The following is a 21,479-nucleotide window of genomic DNA, read 5'->3' as shown; positions in this document are numbered from 1 at the left end:
GATTTTTTAATGACCGCTGCACTTGGTTCAGGATCTTTCCTGCACATAGAAAAACTCTCCAAGCATTTTGATGAGGCCAAGGCTGTTGACCAGGTGACGCTGGATATTCAACAGGGTGAAATCTTTGCGCTGCTCGGAGGCTCTGGCTGTGGCAAGTCCACCTTGCTTCGCATGTTGGCCGGTTTTGAGCGCCCCACCAGTGGTGCCATTTATTTGGCTGGTGAGGCGATTGACGAGTTGCCGCCCTATGAACGTCCTATCAACATGATGTTCCAGTCGTATGCGCTGTTTCCTCATTTGACGGTGGCGCAGAACATTGCATTCGGTTTAGAGCGTGATGGTTTACCTAAAAGTGAGGTGCGAGCGCGTGTGCAAGAGATGCTGGCCTTGGTGCAGTTAAAAGCGTTTGCTCAACGCAAACCGCATCAACTTTCTGGCGGGCAGCAGCAACGCGTTGCGTTGGCGCGTAGCTTGGCCAAGCGTCCTCGCTTGCTGTTGTTAGACGAGCCATTGGGTGCGTTAGACAAAAAATTACGTGAGCAAACGCAAATTGAGTTGGTCAATATCCTCAAGAAGGTCGGGGTGACCTGTGTGATGGTGACCCACGACCAAGAGGAGGCGATGGCGATGGCAGATCGCATTGCTGTCATGCGAGATGGTCGCATTTTGCAATTGGGTGCGCCCATGGATATTTATGAGACGCCGAATAGCCGTTTCGTGGCGGAGTTCATTGGCAATGTGAATTTATTTTCTGGCCCCCTGGTTGTCGATAAGCCTGACCATGTTGTGATTGAGAGCCCGCAGTGCAAGCACTACGTCAGTCACGGTATTACGGGGACTTTTGGCATGAAGGTTGCCGTGGCATTGCGGCCTGAAAAAATTTGTCTCAGTTTGACAGAGCCCAAGCTCGAAGAGCGTGAACTGCCTCAAGAAATGGGTCATAACCAAGTTCAAGGGGTGATTACAGGTTTGGCTTACTTCGGTAGTTTTTCGACTTATCACGTGCGTGTGGATCAGGAGATGACACTGAAAGTCACGCTGTCCAATGCCGCCCGCCATGAGGAACGGTGCTTGAGTGTGGGGGATGCCATTTGGGCTTGGTGGGATGGTAGCGATGTGGTGGTGTTAACACAGTGACAACGGAGAGCACTATGACGCAAGAACCTCTCTTATCCCGCATATCGGGCCAGCCTTGGGGCCGGTGGAGCTTGATCGGCACACCTTATGTTTGGCTGTCCTTGTTCATTCTTTTGCCGTTTCTGATTGTGTGCAAGATCAGCGTGTCCGAGCTGTCTGATACGGGTATTGGTTTTCTCAATATGTTCAGTACGCAAGACGGAGTTGTCCAGTTGCGGCTTAAGTTCTCTAACTATGTTTTTTTGCTGAGCGACTCGCTGTACCTCAAAACTTATTTGTCTTCGCTCGGTTATGCGATCGTGACAACGGTGATTTGTTTGTTCCTTGGTTATCCCTTTGCTTATTTTTTGGCTCGAGCACCCATCACGTTGCGACCTGTTTTGATGATGTTGGTGATGTTGCCGTTTTGGACTTCTTTTTTGTTGCGTATTTACGCTTGGAAAGGTCTGTTGGACACCAATGGATTGATAAATCAGTTGTTGCTTGTCATGGGCGTGGTTTCGCAACCTTTGCACATGATGCATACCCCGTTTTCGCTGCTGGTGGGAATGGTGTATGTGTATCTGCCATTCATGGTGTTGCCGCTGTATGCCAATTTGGTCAAGATGGATTTGCGTTTGTTAGAGGCCGCGACCGATTTAGGCGCTAAACCTTGGACAGCCTTTTGGCGCATCACGGTTCCGTTGTCGCGTAATGGCATTCTTGCGGGTGCGATGTTGGTTTTTATTCCCTGTGTCGGCGAGTATGTGATTCCAGCAATGCTAGGGGGGCCAGATACCCTCAATATCGGACGTGTGTTGTGGGACGAATTTTTTAGCAACAACGATTGGGCTATGGCGTCAGCCGTTGCAGTTGTGATGATCGTTTTGATCTTAGGTCCTATGGCTTGGTTTAACAGAATTCAAGCCGCAGAGAACGCAGGGGGCCGCCTATGAAACCGACACGCTGGGGCAAACGATTGAGTTTGGGTTGGATGTTTGGCATCTATTTCTTTCTCTATCTACCGATTGCTACGCTGATTGTTTATTCGTTCAACGATTCCAAAATGGTCACGCTTTGGGGGGGATTTACCTTCCATTGGTATAGCGATTTGATGCAAGACCAAGACATCGTTGACGCGTTTAAGTTGTCTTTGCAGGTTGCATTGATCAGCGCCACATTGGCCGTGGTGCTTGGCACATTGGCCGCGTTGACTTTGGTGCGCTACAAGCGATTCCGAGGCCGTGCCATGTTCTCATCCATGGTGAATGCACCGATGGTGATGCCAGAAGTGATTGTGGGACTGTCGTTGTTGCTGATGCTGGTGGCTATCCAGTTAGAGCGAGGTATGTTGACGATCATCATTGGGCACACCTTGCTGGGCATGTCGTATGCCACCGTTGTGGTGCAGTCACGGTTGTTGGAAGTGGATAAGTCACTCGAAGAGGCGGCGCTTGATTTGGGTGCCAAACCGGTTCAGGTCTTTCGCTTGGTGACTTTGCCGATGATCGCTCAGGCGTTGATGTCCGCTTGGTTGTTGACGTTCACGATTTCGCTCGACGATGTTGTGATTTCGGCTTTCCTGTCAGGGCCTGGCAGCAACACCTTGCCGATTGTGATTTTCTCCCGTGCCAAGTTGGGGCTGAACCCAACGGTCAATGTCGTGGCCACGCTAACGGTCTTGGTGGTTGGCATTGCTTTGCTGATAGGGAGCCTTTGGATGGCCCGCCAAGAGCGTCAGCGCGCACGTGACATGGCATTGGCCTGGAAGCAGGAATCACCCAGCAAATCCGCTTGATTTTTTATATTCACCACAAAGGAGCGTTTCATGAAACTGAACCAGAAGACCTCGTTGGCCCTTGCTGTTTGCGCCTTCATTGGGCTGCATGGCACGGCGCATGCGCAAAGCAATAGCGACTTGCTCAAAGAGTTGCAGAGTATCAAAGACAGGATGATGCAATTGGAGAAGCAGTTGCCATCGCAAAAACCTGCTGCAATCGATCCCGATGAGTTCAACCGCATTCGTGCCAAGGTGGAAGCCGCCGAGGACAATACTGAGTCGCTGGGTTTCAAAGGTCTTCGCATCAGCGGCATGATTGACCCAACCTATGTGTATAACAAGCGTCAGGACACCTCGGGGTTTGTATTCTTAGGTAATTTGGAAAGCGAGAACACTCGCCCAACTGAAAATTCTCCAGCCTCTAGTAGCTATTCTTATGACAACTCTTATTTTGGAGTGGCCGTTCTGGACCTGCAAAAAGAAACCGATGCAGGTCAGAAGTGGCGCTTGACGCTGGCGCCACACAAGTCGGCTAGTTCGGGTTACAACACTGGGACGATCGTGCACGAGGCTTCGGTGTCTTTGCCCATTGATGGGCCCAGTACACGCGTTTTCGCTGGGCAGCTTCCAGACTGGACGGGGTATGAATACTATTGGTCCAACTTGCAACCTTTGATCAGCCACAATTTGTTGTTCGACTTCACCATTCCCAGCTACTACAGCGGCGCTGGCATGGAGTTCACGCGTGATAAATGGGTTAGCAAATTTTTGATCGGCAATATCAATGCCACGCGCCAAGCACCAAGTTCCAAACCAGGGCTGACTTACCGCGCTGACTACGCCAAAGGCGAGTACAGCGGTTTTGGTTTGGCGGGTACGCACACGTTTGACAACGGGACAAAAGTCAATTTGTTTGAAATGGATGGCTACTTCATTCGTGGCGATTGGACGATGCAAGGTCAAATCGGCGTGGGTACGGCAGAAGGATTAGCGAGCAATCTGGATGATGCGGGCAATGCGATGAAAGCCAGTTGGACTGGGGTGTCTGGCCTTTTGGGCTACAAAATTACCCCAAGGTTGCAGTTGACAGGACGTGCCGACTACATCCGCAACCACAAGAATGGCGGTGGGGTGTTTGGTTCTGTTGGTTCGCGGAATAACGACATTTATACGCCTGACCAACGCAACGGTTTTGGTCTGCCGATGTTGGCCGATGGCAGTGGCACTGATGGACAGAGTGGCGTGAACCGCTACGCTTTGTCAATTGGCACGAGTTACCTGATCAGCGCGAACCATACACCTGGTAGCGGCTTGTGGACGACGGGCACGTGGTTCAAGACCGAGTTGCGCTACGACGGTGCCAGCGGGCGTGTGTTTTATGACGCGCGTGATGCCTCATACAAGAAGAACAACCTCATGTTCAGTTCGTCTCTCGTTTTTGCATTCTGATGCTTAACCCCAGCAGATCCGTGGTGTTGACCTGCGGATTTGCTGGGGAGTTTTTAGACTTCTACTTTTAATTCCCATGACACAAATTGCAGCCACTTCTGAGATGGCCTTCGATGGTCGCGCCTTCATCAACGCGCAACGCTGCTGGGCCCAATCTGGCGCACGATTTGACAACATCTCACCAGTCGATGGCCGAGTGCTGTGCGAGGTCGCTCGTTGTGATGGCATTGATATTGATCTGGCGGTACAGGCGGCGCGTCAAGCGTTTGTTGACAAACGCTGGCGTGGTTTAGCTCCTGCATCACGCAAACGTGTGTTGATTCGTTTTGCCGAGTTGATCGTGGCGCATGGTGACGAGCTGGCCCGTCTAGAGACCTTGGATATGGGCAAACCGATCAGTTATGCGCGTAGCGTAGACGTCAACAGTGCTGCCAATTGCATCCGCTGGTATGGCGAGGCTGTTGACAAGGTGTACGACGAAATTGCACCTACACCTGAGCAGGCGCTGGCGCTCATCACCCGTGAGCCGATGGGGGTGATTGGCGTGATCGTTCCGTGGAACTACCCCATGATCATGGCCGCTTGGAAAATTGCGCCAGCGTTGGCCTGTGGCAATTCGGTGGTGCTCAAGCCGAGTGAAAAGTCACCATTGACGGCACTGCGTTTGGCCGAACTTGCCGTGCAAGCGGGTGTACCCCCTGGTGTTTTCAATGTGGTGCCAGGCTTGGGTGCTGAGGCTGGTAGCCCACTGGCCTTGCATATGGACGTGGATGGCATCGGCTTTACGGGTTCAACCCGTGTGGGCAAGCAAATTCACATCATGGCTGGGCAAAGCAATCTCAAGCGCACCTGGACAGAGTTGGGTGGCAAGTCCCCCTTTATCGTGATGGATGATTGCCCTGATTTGGATCGGGCGGTGCAAACTGCGGTGGGTAGTATTTTCTTTAATCAAGGTGAAAGCTGTAACGCGCCTTCACGCTTGTTGGTACATCGCAAGATTAAGGATGACTTTTTAGAGCGTGCGTTGCAACTTATACCGAAGTACCAACCTGGCGACCCCTTGCACAAAGATACGGTGATGGGTGCTCTGGTAGATCGCGCGCAAATGGAGACGGTGTTGAGTTACATCGACAAGGGCTGTCAAGATGGTGCTCGATTGATCGCTGGCGGTGCGGCAACGCGTGTGGAGACGGGTGGTTTTTATGTGCAACCGACGATTTTTGACGGTGTACACAACGACATGACCATTGCCCGTGAGGAAATTTTTGGCCCAGTGTTGAGTGTGATTGAATTTGATGATGTACATGAGGCAGTACGCCTTGCCAATGACAATATTTACGGCTTGCAGGCTTCGGTCTGGACGCGTGACATCAACTGCGCACATGGGGTTGCCCGTGCGCTGCGCGCTGGCACCGTGCATGTGAATCAGTACGACGAAGATGACATCACCGTTCCCTTTGGCGGCTACAAACAAAGCGGTGTAGGTCGCGACAAGTCGTTGCACGCTTTTGACAAGTACACCGAACTGAAAACCACTTGGATTCGTATCGACAGTCCGATCTAACAGAGAAAAAGAAGGAAAACAACATGCTCACTCCAACGAAAACAAATGCCAGTCTGATGGCTCGCCGACGTGCGGCTTTGCCATCTGGTTTAGGGCAAGGCTTTGAGATTTTTATTGAGCGCGCCCTAGGCGCCGAGATTTGGGACGTGCAAGGCCAGCGCTATATTGATTTTGCGGGGGGTATCGCGGTGATGAACACTGGCCATAGTCACCCCGCTTTGCTTGCCGCGATGCAACGTCAAATGGAGCGTCATACGCACACCTGCTTTCAGGTGTTGGCTTATGAGTCGTATGTGGAGTTGGCCGAAAAATTGATCGCCAAAATGCCAGGCGACTTCTATAAGAAATGTTTTTTCATGTCGACAGGGGCAGAGGCCGTAGAGAACGCGATCAAGGTCGCACGTGCGTACACCAAGCGTGCAGGGGTAATTGCTTTCGGTGGTGGCTTTCACGGTCGTACCTTGATGGGCATGGCCCTGACGGGCAAAGTGGTGCCTTATAAAGCTGGGTTTGGGCCTTTCCCTGCCGAGATTTACCATGCCCGCTACCCCAATCAACTACATGGTGTCAGTGTGCAAGATGCGCTTGATTCGATACAAGCCATTTTCAAAAACGATATTGAACCGGCCCGCGTGGCCGCCATCATTCTTGAGCCAGTGCAGGGTGAAGGGGGCTTTTATGTGGCCCCGCCAGAATTCGCACAAGCTTTGCGCAAACTCTGTGATGAACACGGCATTGTTCTGATTGCTGACGAGGTGCAAACGGGGGCGGGCCGCACGGGTACTTGGTTGGCCTGCGAGCAATGGGGCGTGTCGCCCGATGTGATCACCATGGCCAAGTCGGTGGCGGGTGGTATGCCGTTGTCGGCCATCATTGGTCGCGCAGAGATCATGGATGCCCCTGCTCTGGGTGGCCTCGGCGGCACCTACGCGGGCAACCCGATGGCCTGCGCCAGCGCACTGGCTGTGCTCGATGTATTTGAGCAAGAGAAGCTGTTAGTGCGCTCTCAAGCGATAGGACAGCGTATGCGGGCGTACTTGCAGGGACTACAGCAAAAACTTCCTGGTTGCATTGCTGATGTGCGTGGATTAGGTGCAATGGTCGCCTTGGAGTTGTGTAAACACAGCGATCCGCATCAGCCTGATGCAGACTTGACCAAACGGCTTGCGACTGAAGCTCAAAAGCGAGGCCTCATCATCCTCACCTGTGGTGTGTATGCGAATGTGGTGCGTATTCTTGTACCGCTGGTGGTGAGCGATGCTGTGCTGGACGAGGGGCTAACTATATTGGCCGAGGCATTACATGCCGCAGTGGCTGCCTAGTCTTGGAGATACAGCATGAATACCAAAACCTCTCCTCTCGCACAACTGAATGACCTTGGCTTGTTCAAAACCGATGCCCTCATCAATGGCCAGTGGGTATCGGGCAGTCAGCGATTTGCCGTGACAGACCCTGCCACGGGGGGGCACTTAGCGGATGTGGCTAATTTAGGCGCAACGGATGCTGAAGCAGCGATTGCCGCAGCCAATGCGGCATGGCCTGCTTGGCGTGCCAAAACCGCCAAAGAACGCAGCATTATTTTGCGTAAGTGGTTCGAACTACTGATGGCCAATACGGAAGATTTGGCGCGTTTGATGACCGCCGAGAACGGTAAGCCTTTGGCAGAGTCACGCTGCGAGGTTGCTTATGGCGCGAGTTTTGTGGAGTGGTTTGCTGAAGAGGCAAAACGTATCAACGGCGAAACCTTGCCTCAGTTTGACAACAGCAGGCGCTTGTTGGTGCTGCGCCAGTCAATTGGTGTGTGTGCGGCGATCACGCCTTGGAACTTCCCGCTGGCCATGATTACCCGCAAGGTTGCGCCAGCGCTTGCAGCGGGTTGCCCTGTCATCATCAAACCAGCTGAACAAACGCCATTGACGGCACTTGCTGCCGCAGAGTTGGCGATGCGAGCAGGCATCCCACCTGGTGTATTGAACATCGTCACAGCCGATGGCGCACAAAGTATCTCGATTGGCAAGGTGTTCTGCGCGAGTGATGTGGTGCGTCATATCAGCTTCACGGGCTCTACCGAAGTGGGTCGTATATTGATGGCGCAGTCAGCGCCGACCATCAAAAAACTCTCACTTGAGCTAGGTGGTAATGCCCCGTTTCTTGTGTTTGATGATGCTGATATCGACAGCGCCGTGGAAGGCGCCTTTGCCAGCAAATACCGTAATGCAGGGCAAACCTGCGTGTGTACCAATCGCTTTTATGTGCAGGAGTCGGTCTACGAGGAGTTTGCGACCAAGTTCGCAGCCAAAGTCAAAACAGCGAAGGTCGGTAATGGCTTTGATGATGGCGTCAACCAAGGGCCTTTGATTGAGCCATCGGCCGTTGCCAAGGTTGAGCACCATGTGCAAGACGCCATTGCCAAAGGTGGCCGTGTGCTGATGGGGGGCAAGCGTTTGCAAGGTCAGTTTTTTGAGCCTACGGTGGTGGCTGATGCCAATGCTGACATGGTTTGCGCCCGCGAGGAAACCTTTGGCCCCTTTGCCCCTATCTTCAAATTCAAGACAGAGCAAGACGCCATCTTCGCTGCGAACAACACGGAGTTTGGTTTGGCTAGTTACTTCTATACCCGCGATGTAGGGCGCATCTTTCGCGTGAGCGAAGCCCTAGAGTACGGGATGGTCGGTATTAATGTGGGCCTCTTGGCGACTGAACATGTGCCCTTCGGTGGAATCAAACAATCAGGTTTTGGTCGTGAGGGATCACACCACGGTATCGATGACTATGTTGAGATTAAGTACCTTTGCGTTGGGGATATTTTGAAATAACGGTTGATTGGTTTGATGATGCGCTTCGCGCGCGTGCGAAGCGTGTTTAAATATTAGTTATAATCATAAGCTTTTCCCTTGCTGCCACGCGTCAGACGCCGCGGGCAGCTTCATATCCACAAGGAGTGTCCATGCGTCATTACGAAATCATTTTGTTGATCCACCCGGATCAAAGCGAACAAGTTCCAGCCATGCTGGAGCGTTACAAAGGCATGATCACCGCTGGTGGTGGTGCCATTCATCGTACGGAAGACTGGGGTCGCCGCCAGTTGGCCTACATGATCAATAAGCTCGCTAAAGCTCACTACATTTGCTTGAACATCGAAGCTAGCCAAGCAGTGATGTCTGAACTCGAACACGCGTTCAAGTTCAACGATGCTGTGTTGCGTCACATGACGGTCTTGCGTAAGAAGGCTGATACAGCACCTTCGATCATGATGAAGACCGTCGAGCGCGAAGAGGCTCGCAAGAGCCAGCAAGCCGAGTTCGCAGCTTAATTGCTGTCGACCGATAAGGTTTGAACCACGTTGTTTTGAATGCTTGTGTTGTGGAGGCTTCGGCCCTGCGATACACCCCAGCCGGTTTGCCTGCGATTGATTTGAGTCTCGAACACGAGTCTGAAATTCAAGAAGCAGGGCAAAAACGACAAGTCAAAGCAACCGTCAAAACAGTCGCCTTGGGATCATTGGCTGAGCGTTTAGCGCAGCTTCCCCTCGGTAGCCCTTGGCTGTTCAGCGGCTTTTTAGCCTCACCTCGTCAGAGCAAAAACGTCGTTTTTCACATTCAAGATTTTCAGCAAATTTCATAGGAGGCCCAGATCATGGCCACATTCAAGAAATTCAACAAAGACAAGCGCCCAAAGCGCAACACGCAATCATTGCTTTTCAAGCGCAAGCGCTTCTGCCGCTTCACCGTCACAGGCGTTGAAGAGATCGACTACAAAGACGTCGACACCTTGCGTGACTTCATTGCTGAAAACGGCAAGATCATCCCCGCACGCCTGACAGGCACACGCGCTATTTATCAACGTCAGCTGAACACTGCCATCAAGCGCGCCCGCTTCTTGGCTTTGGTGCCATACAGCGACCAGCACAAGATCTAAGGAGACCGACCATGCAAATTATTCTGCTCGACAAGGTCGTGAACCTCGGCAACCTCGGCGAAATCGTCCGTGTGAAAGACGGTTACGCCCGTAACTTTTTGATCCCTTCAGGTCGCGCACGTCGCGCCACTGAAACTGCGATCAAAGAATTCGAAGTGCGCCGCGCTGAACTCGAAAAGGCTGCTGCTGAGAAGCTCGCTGCTGCACAAGCTCAAGGTGAGAAGTTGACTGGTAAAGCCGTCAAGATCAGCCAAAAAGCGGGTGTGGATGGTCGTTTGTTCGGCTCTGTGACCAACCACGACATCGCAGAAGCGTTGACGAAGGAAGGCTTCCCAGTTGCTAAGGCACAAATTCGCATGCCTCACGGGCCTATCAAGGTTGTGGGTGACACCACTGTGGGCGTGGCTTTGCACACGGACGTGATCGTTGACATCACGGTTTCTGTATATGGCGAAACGGCTTAAGTTTCTGCGCATCGCAAAAGCCGCTCTTCGGAGCGGCTTTTTTTTATTTGTTCTTTGTATTTCCCCAGCTAACCCACCTGTTATCCACAGGGTTATCCCGAGCGTTGGATGTCTCTGCGCTTAGGATGTGTGTTTTACAGGATCATTATGTCTGCCGCATCGCCCAGCTTTGATGAAAGCTTTTCTCACGACCAGCAAATTGCACAACTTCGCATTCCGCCGCACTCCATTGAGGCGGAGTCCAGCGTGTTGGGGGGCTTGTTGTTGGACAATGGGGCATGGGACCGTGTCGGTGATTTGCTGGTGGATAGCGACTTCTACCGGTACGAGCACAAACAAGTCTACGCTGCCATCGGCACTTTGGTGAATGCCAGCCGTCCGGCTGACGTGATCACGGTTTACGAATACTTGCAGACCCTCGGCAAGGCCGAAGAAGTCGGTGGCTTGGGCTATCTCAACGCCTTGGCGCAATACGTGCCCAGCGCCAGCAATATTCGTCGCTATGCCGAGATCGTGCGCGAGCGCTCGATTCTGCGTAAGCTGGTGACGGCCAGTGATGAGATTGCCACCAATGCCTTCAACACACAGGGCAGGGCTGTGGCGCAAATCTTGGATGAGGCCGAGCAAAAAATCTTCAACATTGGCGAAGAAGGCTCGCGCATGAAGCAGGGCTTTCAAGCCATGCCGCAGTTGGTGGTGGAGCTGCTTGACCGTGTGCAAGAAATGGCCGACAACCAAAATGACATCACGGGTGTGCCTACAGGTTTCGTCGACTTTGACCGCATGACCTCTGGCTTGCAGCCCGGCGATTTGATTGTGTTGGCCGCACGTCCCTCCATGGGTAAAACGGCGTTGGCCATCAATATTGCAGAGCACGTGGCTTTGAATGAAGGTTTGCCAGTGGCTGTGTTCTCGATGGAGATGGGCGCTTCGCAGCTGGCTGTGCGTATCGTGGGCTCGATTGGACGCGTGGACCAAGGTCATTTACGTACAGGCAAGTTGAGCGATGACGAATGGCCACGCTTGACCGAAGCCATTGAAAAGCTACGCAATGTGTCGCTGCACATCGACGAAACGCCAGGTTTGACTCCGAGTGAGCTGCGTGCGAACGCACGCCGTTTGTCCCGGCAATGCGGCAAGCTAGGCCTTATCGTGGTCGACTATTTGCAATTGATGAGCGGCTCTAGCAGCAGCGGCGGAGATAACCGCGCCACAGAGATTGGTGAAATTTCTCGCGGCTTGAAGATGCTCGCCAAAGAGCTGCAATGCCCCGTGATTGCCTTGTCTCAGCTGAACCGAAGTGTGGAGCAGCGCACCGATAAACGGCCCATGATGAGCGACTTGCGTGAGTCTGGTGCCATTGAGCAGGATGCGGACGTGATCATGTTCATTTACCGCGACGATTACTACAACAAAGAGTCCAAAGATCCCGGTGTGGCCGAGGTCATCATTGGTAAACAACGCAATGGCCCCACGGGTACTGTCAAGTTGGCTTTCTTGAAGCCACTCACCAAGTTCGAAAGCTTGGCCAGTGGGTACAACAGTGGTGACTATTAAATCTTAAAGCACTTCACTGGCAAAGTCAGCGAGTCGCGAGCGCTCGCCACGGGCTAGAGTGATGTGCGCCCCGTGTGGCCAGCCTTTGAAGCGGTCTACCGCATACGTCAAGCCCGATGAGCCTTCTGTGAGGTAGGGCGTGTCAATCTGTGCCAAGTTGCCCATGCAAACAATTTTGGTGCCAGGGCCTGCGCGTGTGATGAGCGTTTTCATTTGCTTGGGCGTCAAGTTCTGTGCTTCATCGATGATGAGGTATTTGTTCAAGAAGGTGCGCCCGCGCATGAAATTCAAGCTCTTGATTTTGATGCGGCTGCGAATCAAATCGTTGGTGGCGGCACGCCCCCATTCGTCTGCGTTGGTTTCTGTTTTTGCCAGCACTTCAAGGTTATCGTCCAAAGCGCCCATCCAAGGGCCCATTTTTTCCTCCTCCGTGCCAGGCAAGAAGCCAATGTCATCGCCCACGCTAACGGTGGCGCGGGTCATGATGATTTCGGTGTAACGGCGGTCATCCAGTACCTGAGTTAGGCCAGCGGCCAAAGCCATGAGTGTTTTGCCTGTACCTGCTGTGCCAGTAAGGGTGACGAAGTCAATTTCAGGGTCAGTGAGTAAGTTCATTGCGAAGTTTTGTTCGCGGTTACGGGTGCTCACACCCCAGACGGCATTTTTAAGATGGGTGAAATCTTTCAGTGTTTTCAGCACCACCGTTTTGCCACGAATTTCGGTCACACGGGCATATAGGCTGGGCTCACCAGCGGACTCGTAATACACAAACTGGTTGATGTGCAGGTCGGGCACCAGTGGGCCGCTTAACCGATAAAAGGTGCTGCTGCCGCTTTGCCAGCTTTCGACGGACTTGGCATGTTTGAACCAAAAGTCTTCGGGCAGAGCCAACGCGCCTGAGTAGAGCAGATCGCCGTCTTCCAATGTTTTGTCGTTCTGGTAGTCCTCTGCGGCCAAGCCTAAGGCTCGCGCTTTGACCCGCATATTGATGTCCTTGGACACCAACACCACTTCGCGTTGTGCATATTTGACGCGCAAGGCCTCGACGACGCCCAGGATTTGATTGTCAGCCTTGCCTTGGGGCAAGCTAGATGGAAGCGTGAAATCAAGAGGCTCGGTTTGGAAGAATAAACGACCGTCCACCTCTCTATGACCTGTGCCATCGAGTTTGATACCCGTCAGAATGTCGGCGTTGTGAGAGGCGACCAAAGCGTCGAGAGAGCGGCTGGTTTGGCGCGCATTACGCGCCACTTCGGTCATGCCTTTTTTGTGACTGTCTAGCTCTTCGAGCACGATCATGGGCAGGAACACATCATGTTCTTCGAAACGGAACAAGCACATGGGGTCGTGCATTAACACATTGGTGTCGAGCACAAACAACTTGGCCGGACCCGTGTGCTTGAATTTCTTGGGGGTTGCTGTGCGAGCGGGTGTCGCTTTGCGTTCGCCTTTATAGGCTGGCATCTCCTCGTGTGGTTCCTGCTTCACTGTTGGTGATATTTCCTGCGCTTTGGCTGGTGCAGCATGTTCGTGTGCGATTCGCTCTTCATGGCGCGGCGCTGGCTTGCGTGTGCTGCGCGATTTTGCGGGGGCCGCATCTAATTTCTCTGTGTTTAACAACGCGGCGCGTTTGGCAGGGGCAGGGGGCAGCGGCATAGATGAAATTTAAAAAGTTGAAACGCAAAAAGTAGATGTAAACAGCGAAAAAGCCGCCTGGAGGCCAAGGCGGCTTGTGGTGTGAAACGTGTTCGCTTCTGTCAATGTCATGAAGCCACTATAACCGAGCTCTATGACATGGGAGGTGACCTGTTTCAGGTAGACGCCTTCTTCAAAGCCTTCACGGCTTTGAGTACATCGTCCACATGCCCCAGCACTTTGAGGCCACGCCACTCTTCTTTTAGCAAGCCATCGGCACCAATCAAAAAGGTGCTGCGCTCAATCCCTTTGACTTTTTTGCCATACATGATCTTGTTTTTGACAACACCAAACATGTGACACATTTTTTCTTCTGTGTCGGCAATCAGTTCAAACGGTAATTCAAGTTTGTTTTTGAACTCATCATGCGATTTCATGTTGTCGCGCGACACGCCAAATACCAAAGCACCGGTTTTGACGAAATCTTTGTACTTGTCGCGGAACTGCATCGCTTCGGTTGTGCAACCAGGCGTGTTGTCCTTGGGATAGAAGTACAAGACCATCATTTGGCCTGTGTGCGAGTTGTTGGTAACCTTGATGCCGCTTGTTGCATTGGCTTCAAATTCGGGGAGGGGTTTGTTGACAACAATTGCCATAGCGCTCAATCAGGTGTGACAGTTCAAACGGCCGGATGAAGGAGGCGACTGTCGAGACAGCCCCCTTCCAGCAACCCATTATTTTAACTTAGAAGTATGCGGTCAATCCATGACATCGTGTCATTTAGCCAGCACCAGTTCTTAATACTTACTCGCAGATGTTTCGATGATGAGTGCCGCCGCCACTTTACGGCCTTCTCCCGCCAAGATGTTGTAGGTACGGCAAGCTGCTTGTGTGTCCATGGTTTCTAGCCCGATGCGGCGTTGCATCAGGCCAACTTGCCATTCAGGCCTAGGAAAGCGCAGTTGCTCACCGCTGCCAAAGATGACCAACTCCACCTCCAATCCAGCCAGTTGTGCGAAATGTTCTGGGCCTAACTCGTCAAAACTTGTGCAATGCCAATCGAGGCGCAGGCCCTCGGAGGTGATGAGCACACTGTGCGTGATTTTTTCGCCTTTGACGGCGATCCATCCCAAGCCATAGGCGGTGACGGACTGGGTCTCGATGCGATCGGGTTGTAATTTCATAAATACCTTGAGATCTGTGGTCAAATTATAGGTTTCACCCCGTAAAAGAGCCCTCGGAGGGACTTTGAAGCAGATCCAAAAATCCAACAAGCTGTCCAACGTCTGTTATGACATTCGCGGCCCCATCATGGACCGAGCGCGTCAAATGGAGGAGGAAGGCCACAAGATCATCAAGCTCAACATTGGCAACTTGGCCGTGTTTGGCTTTGACGCGCCTGAAGAGATCCAGCAAGACATGATCCGCAACCTGCCCACTTCTGCGGGTTACTCGGACAGCAAAGGCATTTTTGGCGCCCGCAAAGCGGTGATGCACGAGACGCAAAAGCAAGGCATCAAAGGCGTCACGCTCGATGACATTTATTTGGGTAATGGCGCGAGTGAGCTCATCGTCATGGCCACCAATGGCTTGCTCAACAACGGCGACGAGTTGCTGTTGCCCGCACCCGACTATCCGCTGTGGACGGCGGCGGTTAGCCTGTCGGGTGGCACGCCTGTGCATTACGTGTGCGACGAGTCAAACGGTTGGATGCCCAACATCGAAGACATCCGCGCCAAGATCACCAAGAACACCAAGGGCATTGTGGTCATCAACCCCAATAACCCCACAGGTGCTTTGTATTCAGACGAGTTGTTGTTGCAAATCGTCGAGCTTGCACGCCAGCATGGCTTGATCATCTTTGCCGACGAGGTGTACGACAAGGTGTTGTATGACGGCGTCAAACACACGCCTATTGCCAGCTTGAGCGAAGACGTGTTGACGCTCACCTTCAATTCGTTGTCCAAGAGCTACCGCTCCTGCGGCTATCGCGCGGGTTGGCTGGTGGTCTCTGGCGACAAGAAGCCAGCAGCCGATTACATCGAGGGCCTCAACATGCTCTCGAACATGCGCTTGTGTGCCAACGTGCCAGGACAGTGGGCCATTCAAACCGCCTTGGGCGGCTACCAAAGTATCAATGATTTGGTGGGCGAGGGCGGTCGTTTGCGTAAGCAACGCGACTTGGCCTATGAACTCATCACTGCCATTCCTGGGGTGACGTGTGTCAAGCCACAGGCCGCGCTGTACATGTTCCCGCGCCTAGATCCCAAGGTCTACCCCATCAAAGACGACCAGCAGTTTTTCTTGGAACTGCTCCAAGAAACCAAGGTCATGCTGGTGCAGGGCACGGGCTTTAACTGGAAGACGACGGACCACTTCCGTATCGTGTTCTTGCCCCACGAAGACGACTTGCGTGAGGCCATCTCACGCATCGCAAAATTCTTAGAAAACTACCGAAGCAGAAAAGCATGAAACCGATTCAAGTAGGCCTCTTAGGCATTGGCACTGTAGGCAGCGGCACGTTTGAAGTGCTCAAGCGCAATCAAGAAGAAATTCAACGTCGTGCCGGTCGCGGCATTGAAGTCACCATGGTGGCCGACCTCGATGTGGCACGTGCCAATAGCATTGTGGGTAATCATGTGCAGGTGGTCGACGATGCGCGCAAAGTCATCGCCAACCCTGAGATTGACATCGTGGTCGAGTTGATTGGCGGTTATGGGATTGCCAAACAATTGGTGCTCGAAGCGATTGAAGCGGGCAAGCATGTGGTGACGGCCAACAAGGCCTTGCTCGCGGTGCATGGGACCGAAATCTTTGCTGCTGCACACAAAAAAGGCGTGATGGTGGCGTTCGAAGCTGCCGTGGCGGGTGGCATCCCCATCATCAAGGCCTTGCGCGAAGGTCTCACGGCTAACCGTATTCAGTGGCTGGCTGGCATCATCAATGGCACAACCAACTTCATCTTGTCTGAGATGCGCGACAAAGGCTTGACCTTTGGCGACGTCCTCAAGCAAGCACAAGCCTTGGGCTACGCAGAAGCTGATCCCACCTTTGATATCGAAGGCGTGGATGCGGCGCACAAAGCCACCATCATGTCAGCCATTGCTTTTGGTATTCCTGTGCAGTTTGACAAGGCGTATGTCGAAGGCATCACCAAACTCGAATCGCAAGACATCAAGTATGCCGAGCAGCTCGGCTACCGCATCAAACTTTTGGGTATCTCCAAGCGCACGGCTGCAGGGATCGAACTGCGCGTGCATCCTTGCTTGGTGCCTGCCAAGCGCTTGATTGCCAATGTCGAAGGTGCGATGAACGCAGTGATGGTGCAAGCGGATGCCGTTGGTACCACCTTGTATTACGGCAAAGGCGCGGGCAGCGAGCCCACCGCGAGTGCGGTGATTGCCGACTTGGTGGACATCACACGTTTGCACACCGCAGACCCACTCAACCGCGTACCGCATTTGGCGTTCCAGCCCGATGCCATGAGCAACTTGCCTATCTTGCCGATGGCCCAAGTGGTCACCAGTTACTACCTGCGCTTGCGAGTGGCCGACCAAGCGGGTGTGCTCGCCAAGGTCACGGGCATTTTGGCCAACGCCGACATCAGCATTGATGCGGTGTTGCAGCGCGAAGCTGGTGAGGGCGAGAGCCACACCGACCTCATCATCCTGACTCACGACTGTGTGGAAGCCAAGATGAACCAAGCCCTTGCTGAGATGCAACAACTCAGCACCGTGTTGGCCCCGATCACCCGCATCCGCAAAGAAGAGTTGAACTGATGCTGTATTTGTCCACGCGCGGTCACGCCGAGCGCAAGCGTTTTTGTGAAATTCTTCTTGAGGGCTTGGCTCCCGATGGCGGTTTGTATTTGCCTGAGCACTACCCACAGGTGGACGATGCAGCGCTGACCCGGTTGCGCACTACCTTCCAAACCCAAGGCTATGCCGCTTTGGCGTTTGAAGTGCTGTCGCTCTACATCGACGACATTCCTGCGGCTGACTTGAAAGCCTTGTGCGCCAAGACCTACACCAAAGAGGTGTACGGGACTGAGGCCATCGTGCCGTTGCGACTCTTGGAAGATGGTTTGTGGGCGGCGGCGTTGTCCAACGGCCCTACGCTCGCGTTCAAAGACATGGCCATGCAATTGCTCGGCAATTTGTTTGAATATGAGTTGGCGCGTCGTGGCGAAGAGCTGAATATTTTTGGTGCGACCAGTGGCGATACGGGTAGTGCAGCTGAATACGCCATGCGTGGCAAAAAGGGTGTGCGCGTGTTCATGACCAGTCCACACGGTCGCATGAGCCCGTTCCAACAAGCGCAAATGTTCAGCTTGATGGACGAGAACATCCACAACATTGCGATTGAAGGCGTGTTTGACGATTGCCAAGATTTGGTCAAAGCCGTGTCCAATGATTTGGAGTTCAAAACCAAATACAAGATTGGCACCGTCAACTCCATCAACTGGGCGCGCTTGTTGGCCCAAGTGGTGTATTACTTTGCAGGCTATTTCCAAGCGAGCACAGCCAACACCCAAAAGGTAAGCTTCACCGTGCCGAGTGGCAACTTTGGCAATGTATGTGCTGGCCATGTGGCCCGCATGATGGGTTTGCCAGTGGATACCTTGGTGGCTGCCACCAATGAGAACGACGTGCTCGACGAGTTCTTCCGCACTGGCGTGTACCGCGTGCGCGGCAGTGCAGACACGCACGAGACGTCCAGTCCATCGATGGACATTTCCAAAGCCAGCAATTTCGAGCGCTTTGTGTTCGACTTGCTCGGTCGCGATGCGGCGTTGACCAAAGACTTGTTTGGCGCCCAAATTTCGAAGAATGGTAAGTTCGACCTGAGCGGCAATCCTCACTTTGCAGAAGCTGCATCGCGTTACGGTTTTGCCAGCGGCAAGAGTACACACGCCAACCGTTTGGCGACCATCCAAGACGTGCACAAACGCTTCGGCGAGATGATCGACACCCACACGGCAGACGGCGTGAAAGTGGCGCGTGAACACGTCAAAGTCGGCGTGCCGATGATTGTGTTGGAGACTGCCTTGCCCATCAAGTTTGCGGCCACCATCGTGGAGGCTTTGGGTCAAGAGCCTCATCGGCCAGCCAAGTTTGAAGGCATCGAAGCCTTGCCAAAGCGAGCGCACGTGATGAAGGCGGATGTGGCGCAAATCAAAGCCTACATTGCCCAGCATTGCGACCGCGCATGAAGGTCGTTGCCTTTGCTGGCTATTCCGGCTCAGGGAAAACCACTTTGGTGGAGCAACTGATTGGCTGCCTACGCATGCGTGGCTTGCGTGTCTCTGTGGTGAAGCACGCGCACCACAACTTTGACATCGACAAGCCCGGCAAAGACAGTTGGCGTCATCGCGAGGCGGGGGCGTTTGAGGTGCTGGTGGCGTCTAACCAACGCTTGGTCTTGCAGCGCCAGTTTGAGCAGCCCGCACAACTCTCAGTGCATCACTTGTTGGCCGAGGTGTATGAAGGCGTGGACTGGGTCTTGGTTGAAGGCTTTAAGAAAAGCGATTTGCTCAAGGTGGAAGTTTGGCGCAAGGCCTCTGAGCAGCCCGTGCGCTACCCAGAAGATGACTTTGTGGTTGCCATTGCCACCGATTCCCCGCATGACCTCCCAGAAGTCACGCAACGCCCTGTGCTTGACCTCAATGATGCCTATGCCATCACCGAATGGTTAGTGGCCAACGAAGACCGTTTTGAATACAACCCACCTTTGCTATGACCCGTACTGCTCTGCTCTCGCTCGATGATGCTTTGCCGCAACTGCTGGCGCAAGCCCGTGCGTTGACCGATTCGCAATGGGTGTCTACTTTTGAGGCCGATGGTCGCGTGCTGGCGCAAGACGTAGCCTCTGCTCTGCAAGTGCCGCCGCAAGACAACAGCTCAATGGACGGCTATGCCGTGCGAGTGGCTGACTGCGTGCAAGCAGGCGCGGTGCTGTGCGTGACGCAGCGCATTCCTGCTGGCACACAAGGTACACAAATCAACGCAGGTGAGGCTGCACGCATCTTTACCGGTGCCCCCATCCCAATGGGTGCAGATGCTGTGGTGATGCAAGAAGACTGCGACGCCTTAGAGGACGGACAAGTCAAAGTGAACAAGGCTGTGCCCGCTGGGCAGTGGGTTCGTCGCTCGGGCGAAGATGTCACACGCGGTGCCACCGTGCTGAACAAAGGCACTCGTTTAACACCTGCTGAATTGGGCTTGGCTGCAAGCATTGGTTTGGCGCAGCTACAAGTGTCTATACGGCCGCGTGTGGCTTTGTTCTCGACGGGTGATGAGTTGGTTATGCCTGGTGATGTGGCTCCTGAAGCCATGCCAGCGGGGGCAATTTACAACTCCAACCGCTTCTTCCTGCGTGCCATGTTGCAGCGCTTGGGCTGCGAGGTGACCGACCTTGGCATCGTGCCCGATAAACGCGAAGCCACCATCGCCGCTTTACGTGATGCGGCCCAGCATCATGATTTGATTTTGACCAGCGGTGGCGTTTCAGTCGGCGAAGAAGATCACATCAAACCTGCGGTGGAGAGCTTGGGCGAATTGAACCTTTGGCAGTTGGCCATCAAGCCCGGCAAGCCATTTGCCTATGGAAAGGTGAACCGCGAGGCAGGGACCGATGCGTGTCACTTCATGGGCTTGCCCGGTAACCCTGTGTCTAGTTTTGTGACCTTTTTGTTGTTGGTGCGTCCGTTTGTGTTGACCTTGCAAGGTGTCACCCAGACTGACATTGCTCGCACTGACATGACGGCTAATTTCGATTGGCCCCGTGCCGACAAACGCCGCGAGTTTTTGCGTGTCAAACGCAACGCCCAAGGTGGCCTTGATTTGTTCCCGAACCAAAGCTCAGGTGTGCTCACTTCTGCTGTGTGGGGTGATGGCGTGGTGGATAACCCTGCTGGGCAAACCGTTGCCAAAGGCGATACCGTTCGCTTTATTTCCTTTGCGGAGTGGCTGGTATGAACGTGACCTTGAAATACTTCGCATCCATTCGTGAAGCCATCGGGCAGGGCGGTGAAAGCATGAGTACGCAAGCGATCACGCTTCAAGCATTGCGGGATGAGTTGATCTCGCGCGGTGGCGCTTATGCCGAAGTACTGGCTCATGGTCGTGCGGTGCGCATGGCCTTGAACCAAGACCTGTGTGATGAATCGGCCACTTTGAGCGAAGGCTGTGAAGTGGCCTTCTTTCCGCCGGTCACGGGCGGTTAAACCAAGAGGCACGTCATGTCCTTCACCGTCAGCATCCAAACCCAAGACTTTGATGTGAGCGAGGAGCTTGCCACCTTGCGTGCGGGTGACGCGCGTGTGGGGGCAGTTTGTTCGTTTCTAGGCACTGTGCGCGAGCGCAACGACGGCAGTTCTGTCGCTAGCATGGAACTCGAGCATTACCCTGGCATGACCGAGAAATCCATCTCGGCCATGATGATTGAAGCCAAAAAGTGCTTTGACATTTATGCAGCCCGTGTGATTCACCGCGTGGGCTTGCTGCACCCTGAAGATCAAATTGTGTGGGTCGCCGTGACTTCGGCCCACCGTGGTGAGAGCTTCAAGGCTTGCGAGTTTTTGATGGATCACCTCAAAACCCAAGCGCCATTTTGGAAAAAAGAACTCACGCCCGACGGTGCCCGTTGGGTCGATGCCCGAGTCAGCGATGACCAAACCTTGGTGCGCTGGGGCATTGAAGCGAAAAATACCTTTTCTTAAGCCGCCATCTCTGTTGCCTTTGTGTGGTGTAGTGCACATATCCAGCATGCATCTGTGCCAATATGGCCTTTGACATAAGTCAATGCCACGCAGCCTGATTCCTCTTGAAATAAGCGCACGCAACCTCAGTTAAAAGCGGCGGATTCAAGGACGAAGTGCAACACGCTTTAACGAGGCATGGAATACCTCGTGAGGTGTCTTGAATCCTAGTCGCTTTCTGGGGCGGTGATTCAATCGGTTTTCAATCATAGTCAATTCCTCATCCGTCACGGTTTC

The 21,479-nt window shown here is 53.4% G+C and carries 22 protein-coding genes; 19 read left to right on the top strand and 3 right to left on the bottom strand.

The window, feature by feature from the left end; translation table 11 throughout:
* The first annotated feature begins 9 nt into the window (after positions 1 to 9).
* From RMS03_RS08915 to dnaB, 12 genes are all read left to right on the top strand, one after another.
* Entirely contained in the window at positions 10 to 1,137 is a 1,128-nt protein-coding gene (locus tag RMS03_RS08915) for a polyamine ABC transporter ATP-binding protein (protein ID WP_310626722.1), read from the top strand.
* 14 nt (positions 1,138 to 1,151) lie between these two features.
* Positions 1,152 to 2,072 carry an ABC transporter permease subunit gene (locus RMS03_RS08910; RefSeq protein WP_310626721.1) on the top strand — a complete coding sequence of 307 codons (921 nt, stop codon included), beginning with the start codon at positions 1,152 to 1,154 and terminating at the stop codon, positions 2,070 to 2,072.
* Entirely contained in the window at positions 2,069 to 2,914 is an 846-nt protein-coding gene (locus RMS03_RS08905; protein WP_310626720.1) for an ABC transporter permease subunit, read from the top strand. The genes RMS03_RS08910 and RMS03_RS08905 overlap by 4 nt, the downstream gene beginning before the upstream one ends.
* 30 nt (positions 2,915 to 2,944) lie before the next feature.
* Positions 2,945 to 4,345, top strand: a complete 1,401-nt coding sequence (locus tag RMS03_RS08900) for a DUF3138 family protein (protein ID WP_310626719.1) — start codon at positions 2,945 to 2,947, stop codon at positions 4,343 to 4,345.
* A 76-nt stretch (positions 4,346 to 4,421) separates the two neighbouring features.
* Positions 4,422 to 5,909, top strand: a complete 1,488-nt coding sequence (locus RMS03_RS08895; RefSeq protein ID WP_310626718.1) for an aldehyde dehydrogenase — start codon at positions 4,422 to 4,424, stop codon at positions 5,907 to 5,909.
* A gap of 23 nt (positions 5,910 to 5,932) precedes the next feature.
* On the top strand, positions 5,933 to 7,231 hold the full coding sequence (gabT, locus tag RMS03_RS08890) for a 4-aminobutyrate--2-oxoglutarate transaminase (protein WP_310626717.1): 1,299 nt from the start codon (positions 5,933 to 5,935) through the stop codon (positions 7,229 to 7,231).
* 15 nt (positions 7,232 to 7,246) lie between these two features.
* Positions 7,247 to 8,725: an NAD-dependent succinate-semialdehyde dehydrogenase gene (locus RMS03_RS08885; protein WP_310626716.1), complete on the top strand. Its 1,479-nt coding sequence runs from the start codon at positions 7,247 to 7,249 to the stop codon at positions 8,723 to 8,725.
* A gap of 131 nt (positions 8,726 to 8,856) precedes the next feature.
* Positions 8,857 to 9,222: a 30S ribosomal protein S6 gene (gene rpsF / locus RMS03_RS08880; protein ID WP_310626715.1), complete on the top strand. Its 366-nt coding sequence runs from the start codon at positions 8,857 to 8,859 to the stop codon at positions 9,220 to 9,222.
* A 20-nt stretch (positions 9,223 to 9,242) separates the two neighbouring features.
* Positions 9,243 to 9,533, top strand: a complete 291-nt coding sequence (gene priB, locus RMS03_RS08875) for a primosomal replication protein N (RefSeq protein WP_310626714.1) — start codon at positions 9,243 to 9,245, stop codon at positions 9,531 to 9,533.
* Positions 9,534 to 9,545: 12 nt separating this feature from the next.
* Positions 9,546 to 9,827: a 30S ribosomal protein S18 gene (rpsR, locus tag RMS03_RS08870; protein ID WP_044397946.1), complete on the top strand. Its 282-nt coding sequence runs from the start codon at positions 9,546 to 9,548 to the stop codon at positions 9,825 to 9,827.
* An 11-nt stretch (positions 9,828 to 9,838) separates the two neighbouring features.
* The gene (gene rplI / locus RMS03_RS08865; RefSeq protein WP_310626713.1) at positions 9,839 to 10,291 is read left to right on the top strand and encodes a 50S ribosomal protein L9; all 453 of its coding nucleotides are present in this window, start codon (positions 9,839 to 9,841) and stop codon (positions 10,289 to 10,291) included.
* A gap of 147 nt (positions 10,292 to 10,438) precedes the next feature.
* Positions 10,439 to 11,848 (top strand): replicative DNA helicase, encoded by a 1,410-nt coding sequence (dnaB, locus tag RMS03_RS08860; RefSeq protein ID WP_310626712.1) that lies wholly within the window; start codon positions 10,439 to 10,441, stop codon positions 11,846 to 11,848.
* Between the two features lie 3 nt (positions 11,849 to 11,851).
* On the opposite strand, the gene RMS03_RS08855 is transcribed toward dnaB, so the two are convergent.
* From RMS03_RS08855 to RMS03_RS08845, 3 genes are all read right to left on the bottom strand, one after another.
* Positions 11,852 to 13,504, bottom strand: coding sequence for a PhoH family protein (locus RMS03_RS08855; protein ID WP_310626711.1), 1,653 nt, complete (start codon positions 13,502 to 13,504; stop codon positions 11,852 to 11,854).
* A 155-nt stretch (positions 13,505 to 13,659) separates the two neighbouring features.
* Positions 13,660 to 14,139 (bottom strand): peroxiredoxin, encoded by a 480-nt coding sequence (locus RMS03_RS08850; RefSeq protein ID WP_310626710.1) that lies wholly within the window; start codon positions 14,137 to 14,139, stop codon positions 13,660 to 13,662.
* Positions 14,140 to 14,280: 141 nt separating this feature from the next.
* Positions 14,281 to 14,667, bottom strand: a complete 387-nt coding sequence (locus RMS03_RS08845; protein ID WP_310626709.1) for an Mth938-like domain-containing protein — start codon at positions 14,665 to 14,667, stop codon at positions 14,281 to 14,283.
* Between the two features lie 64 nt (positions 14,668 to 14,731).
* On the opposite strand from RMS03_RS08845, the gene RMS03_RS08840 reads away from it, so the two are divergent.
* From RMS03_RS08840 to RMS03_RS08810, 7 genes are read left to right on the top strand one after another with little or no spacing between them, the layout of a single operon-like run.
* The gene (locus RMS03_RS08840; RefSeq protein ID WP_310626708.1) at positions 14,732 to 15,955 is read left to right on the top strand and encodes a pyridoxal phosphate-dependent aminotransferase; all 1,224 of its coding nucleotides are present in this window, start codon (positions 14,732 to 14,734) and stop codon (positions 15,953 to 15,955) included.
* Entirely contained in the window at positions 15,952 to 17,262 is a 1,311-nt protein-coding gene (locus tag RMS03_RS08835) for a homoserine dehydrogenase (RefSeq protein WP_310626707.1), read from the top strand. Before RMS03_RS08840 ends, RMS03_RS08835 begins: the two co-directional genes overlap by 4 nt.
* Positions 17,262 to 18,695, top strand: coding sequence for a threonine synthase (gene thrC, locus RMS03_RS08830; protein ID WP_310626706.1), 1,434 nt, complete (start codon positions 17,262 to 17,264; stop codon positions 18,693 to 18,695). Before RMS03_RS08835 ends, thrC begins: the two co-directional genes overlap by 1 nt.
* Complete coding sequence (gene mobB / locus RMS03_RS08825; protein WP_310626705.1) at positions 18,692 to 19,222, top strand: molybdopterin-guanine dinucleotide biosynthesis protein B; 531 nt, start codon at positions 18,692 to 18,694, stop codon at positions 19,220 to 19,222. Before thrC ends, mobB begins: the two co-directional genes overlap by 4 nt.
* On the top strand, positions 19,219 to 20,460 hold the full coding sequence (gene glp, locus RMS03_RS08820) for a gephyrin-like molybdotransferase Glp (RefSeq protein WP_310626704.1): 1,242 nt from the start codon (positions 19,219 to 19,221) through the stop codon (positions 20,458 to 20,460). Before mobB ends, glp begins: the two co-directional genes overlap by 4 nt.
* Positions 20,457 to 20,708, top strand: coding sequence for a molybdopterin converting factor subunit 1 (gene moaD / locus RMS03_RS08815; RefSeq protein ID WP_310626703.1), 252 nt, complete (start codon positions 20,457 to 20,459; stop codon positions 20,706 to 20,708). Before glp ends, moaD begins: the two co-directional genes overlap by 4 nt.
* Before the next feature lie 15 nt (positions 20,709 to 20,723).
* The gene (locus RMS03_RS08810; RefSeq protein ID WP_310626702.1) at positions 20,724 to 21,203 is read left to right on the top strand and encodes a molybdenum cofactor biosynthesis protein MoaE; all 480 of its coding nucleotides are present in this window, start codon (positions 20,724 to 20,726) and stop codon (positions 21,201 to 21,203) included.
* The last annotated feature ends 276 nt before the right edge of the window (positions 21,204 to 21,479 follow it).

The organism is Limnohabitans sp. (genome assembly GCF_031538885.1).
Lineage (GTDB): Bacteria > Pseudomonadota > Gammaproteobacteria > Burkholderiales > Burkholderiaceae_C > Limnohabitans.
This window is presented reverse-complemented; position numbering and strand designations above follow the sequence as displayed.

Bases quoted from the DNA above. Each gene is read 5' to 3' on its own strand.
- RMS03_RS08855 (WP_310626711.1), bottom strand. From the start codon at position 13,504: ATGCCGCTGCCCCCTGCCCCTGCCAAACGCGCCGCGTTGTTAAACACA.
- RMS03_RS08850 (WP_310626710.1), bottom strand. From the start codon at position 14,139: ATGGCAATTGTTGTCAACAAACCCCTCCCCGAATTTGAAGCCAATGCA.
- RMS03_RS08885 (WP_310626716.1), top strand. From the start codon at position 7,247: ATGAATACCAAAACCTCTCCTCTCGCACAACTGAATGACCTTGGCTTG.
- RMS03_RS08900 (WP_310626719.1), top strand. From the start codon at position 2,945: ATGAAACTGAACCAGAAGACCTCGTTGGCCCTTGCTGTTTGCGCCTTC.
- RMS03_RS08910 (WP_310626721.1), top strand. From the start codon at position 1,152: ATGACGCAAGAACCTCTCTTATCCCGCATATCGGGCCAGCCTTGGGGC.
- rpsR (WP_044397946.1), top strand. From the start codon at position 9,546: ATGGCCACATTCAAGAAATTCAACAAAGACAAGCGCCCAAAGCGCAAC.
- RMS03_RS08845 (WP_310626709.1), bottom strand. From the start codon at position 14,667: ATGAAATTACAACCCGATCGCATCGAGACCCAGTCCGTCACCGCCTAT.
- dnaB (WP_310626712.1), top strand. From the start codon at position 10,439: ATGTCTGCCGCATCGCCCAGCTTTGATGAAAGCTTTTCTCACGACCAG.
- RMS03_RS08895 (WP_310626718.1), top strand. From the start codon at position 4,422: ATGACACAAATTGCAGCCACTTCTGAGATGGCCTTCGATGGTCGCGCC.
- RMS03_RS08915 (WP_310626722.1), top strand. From the start codon at position 10: ATGACCGCTGCACTTGGTTCAGGATCTTTCCTGCACATAGAAAAACTC.
- mobB (WP_310626705.1), top strand. From the start codon at position 18,692: ATGAAGGTCGTTGCCTTTGCTGGCTATTCCGGCTCAGGGAAAACCACT.
- rplI (WP_310626713.1), top strand. From the start codon at position 9,839: ATGCAAATTATTCTGCTCGACAAGGTCGTGAACCTCGGCAACCTCGGC.
- glp (WP_310626704.1), top strand. From the start codon at position 19,219: ATGACCCGTACTGCTCTGCTCTCGCTCGATGATGCTTTGCCGCAACTG.
- moaD (WP_310626703.1), top strand. From the start codon at position 20,457: ATGAACGTGACCTTGAAATACTTCGCATCCATTCGTGAAGCCATCGGG.
- RMS03_RS08905 (WP_310626720.1), top strand. From the start codon at position 2,069: ATGAAACCGACACGCTGGGGCAAACGATTGAGTTTGGGTTGGATGTTT.
- RMS03_RS08810 (WP_310626702.1), top strand. From the start codon at position 20,724: ATGTCCTTCACCGTCAGCATCCAAACCCAAGACTTTGATGTGAGCGAG.
- rpsF (WP_310626715.1), top strand. From the start codon at position 8,857: ATGCGTCATTACGAAATCATTTTGTTGATCCACCCGGATCAAAGCGAA.
- thrC (WP_310626706.1), top strand. From the start codon at position 17,262: ATGCTGTATTTGTCCACGCGCGGTCACGCCGAGCGCAAGCGTTTTTGT.
- gabT (WP_310626717.1), top strand. From the start codon at position 5,933: ATGCTCACTCCAACGAAAACAAATGCCAGTCTGATGGCTCGCCGACGT.
- RMS03_RS08835 (WP_310626707.1), top strand. From the start codon at position 15,952: ATGAAACCGATTCAAGTAGGCCTCTTAGGCATTGGCACTGTAGGCAGC.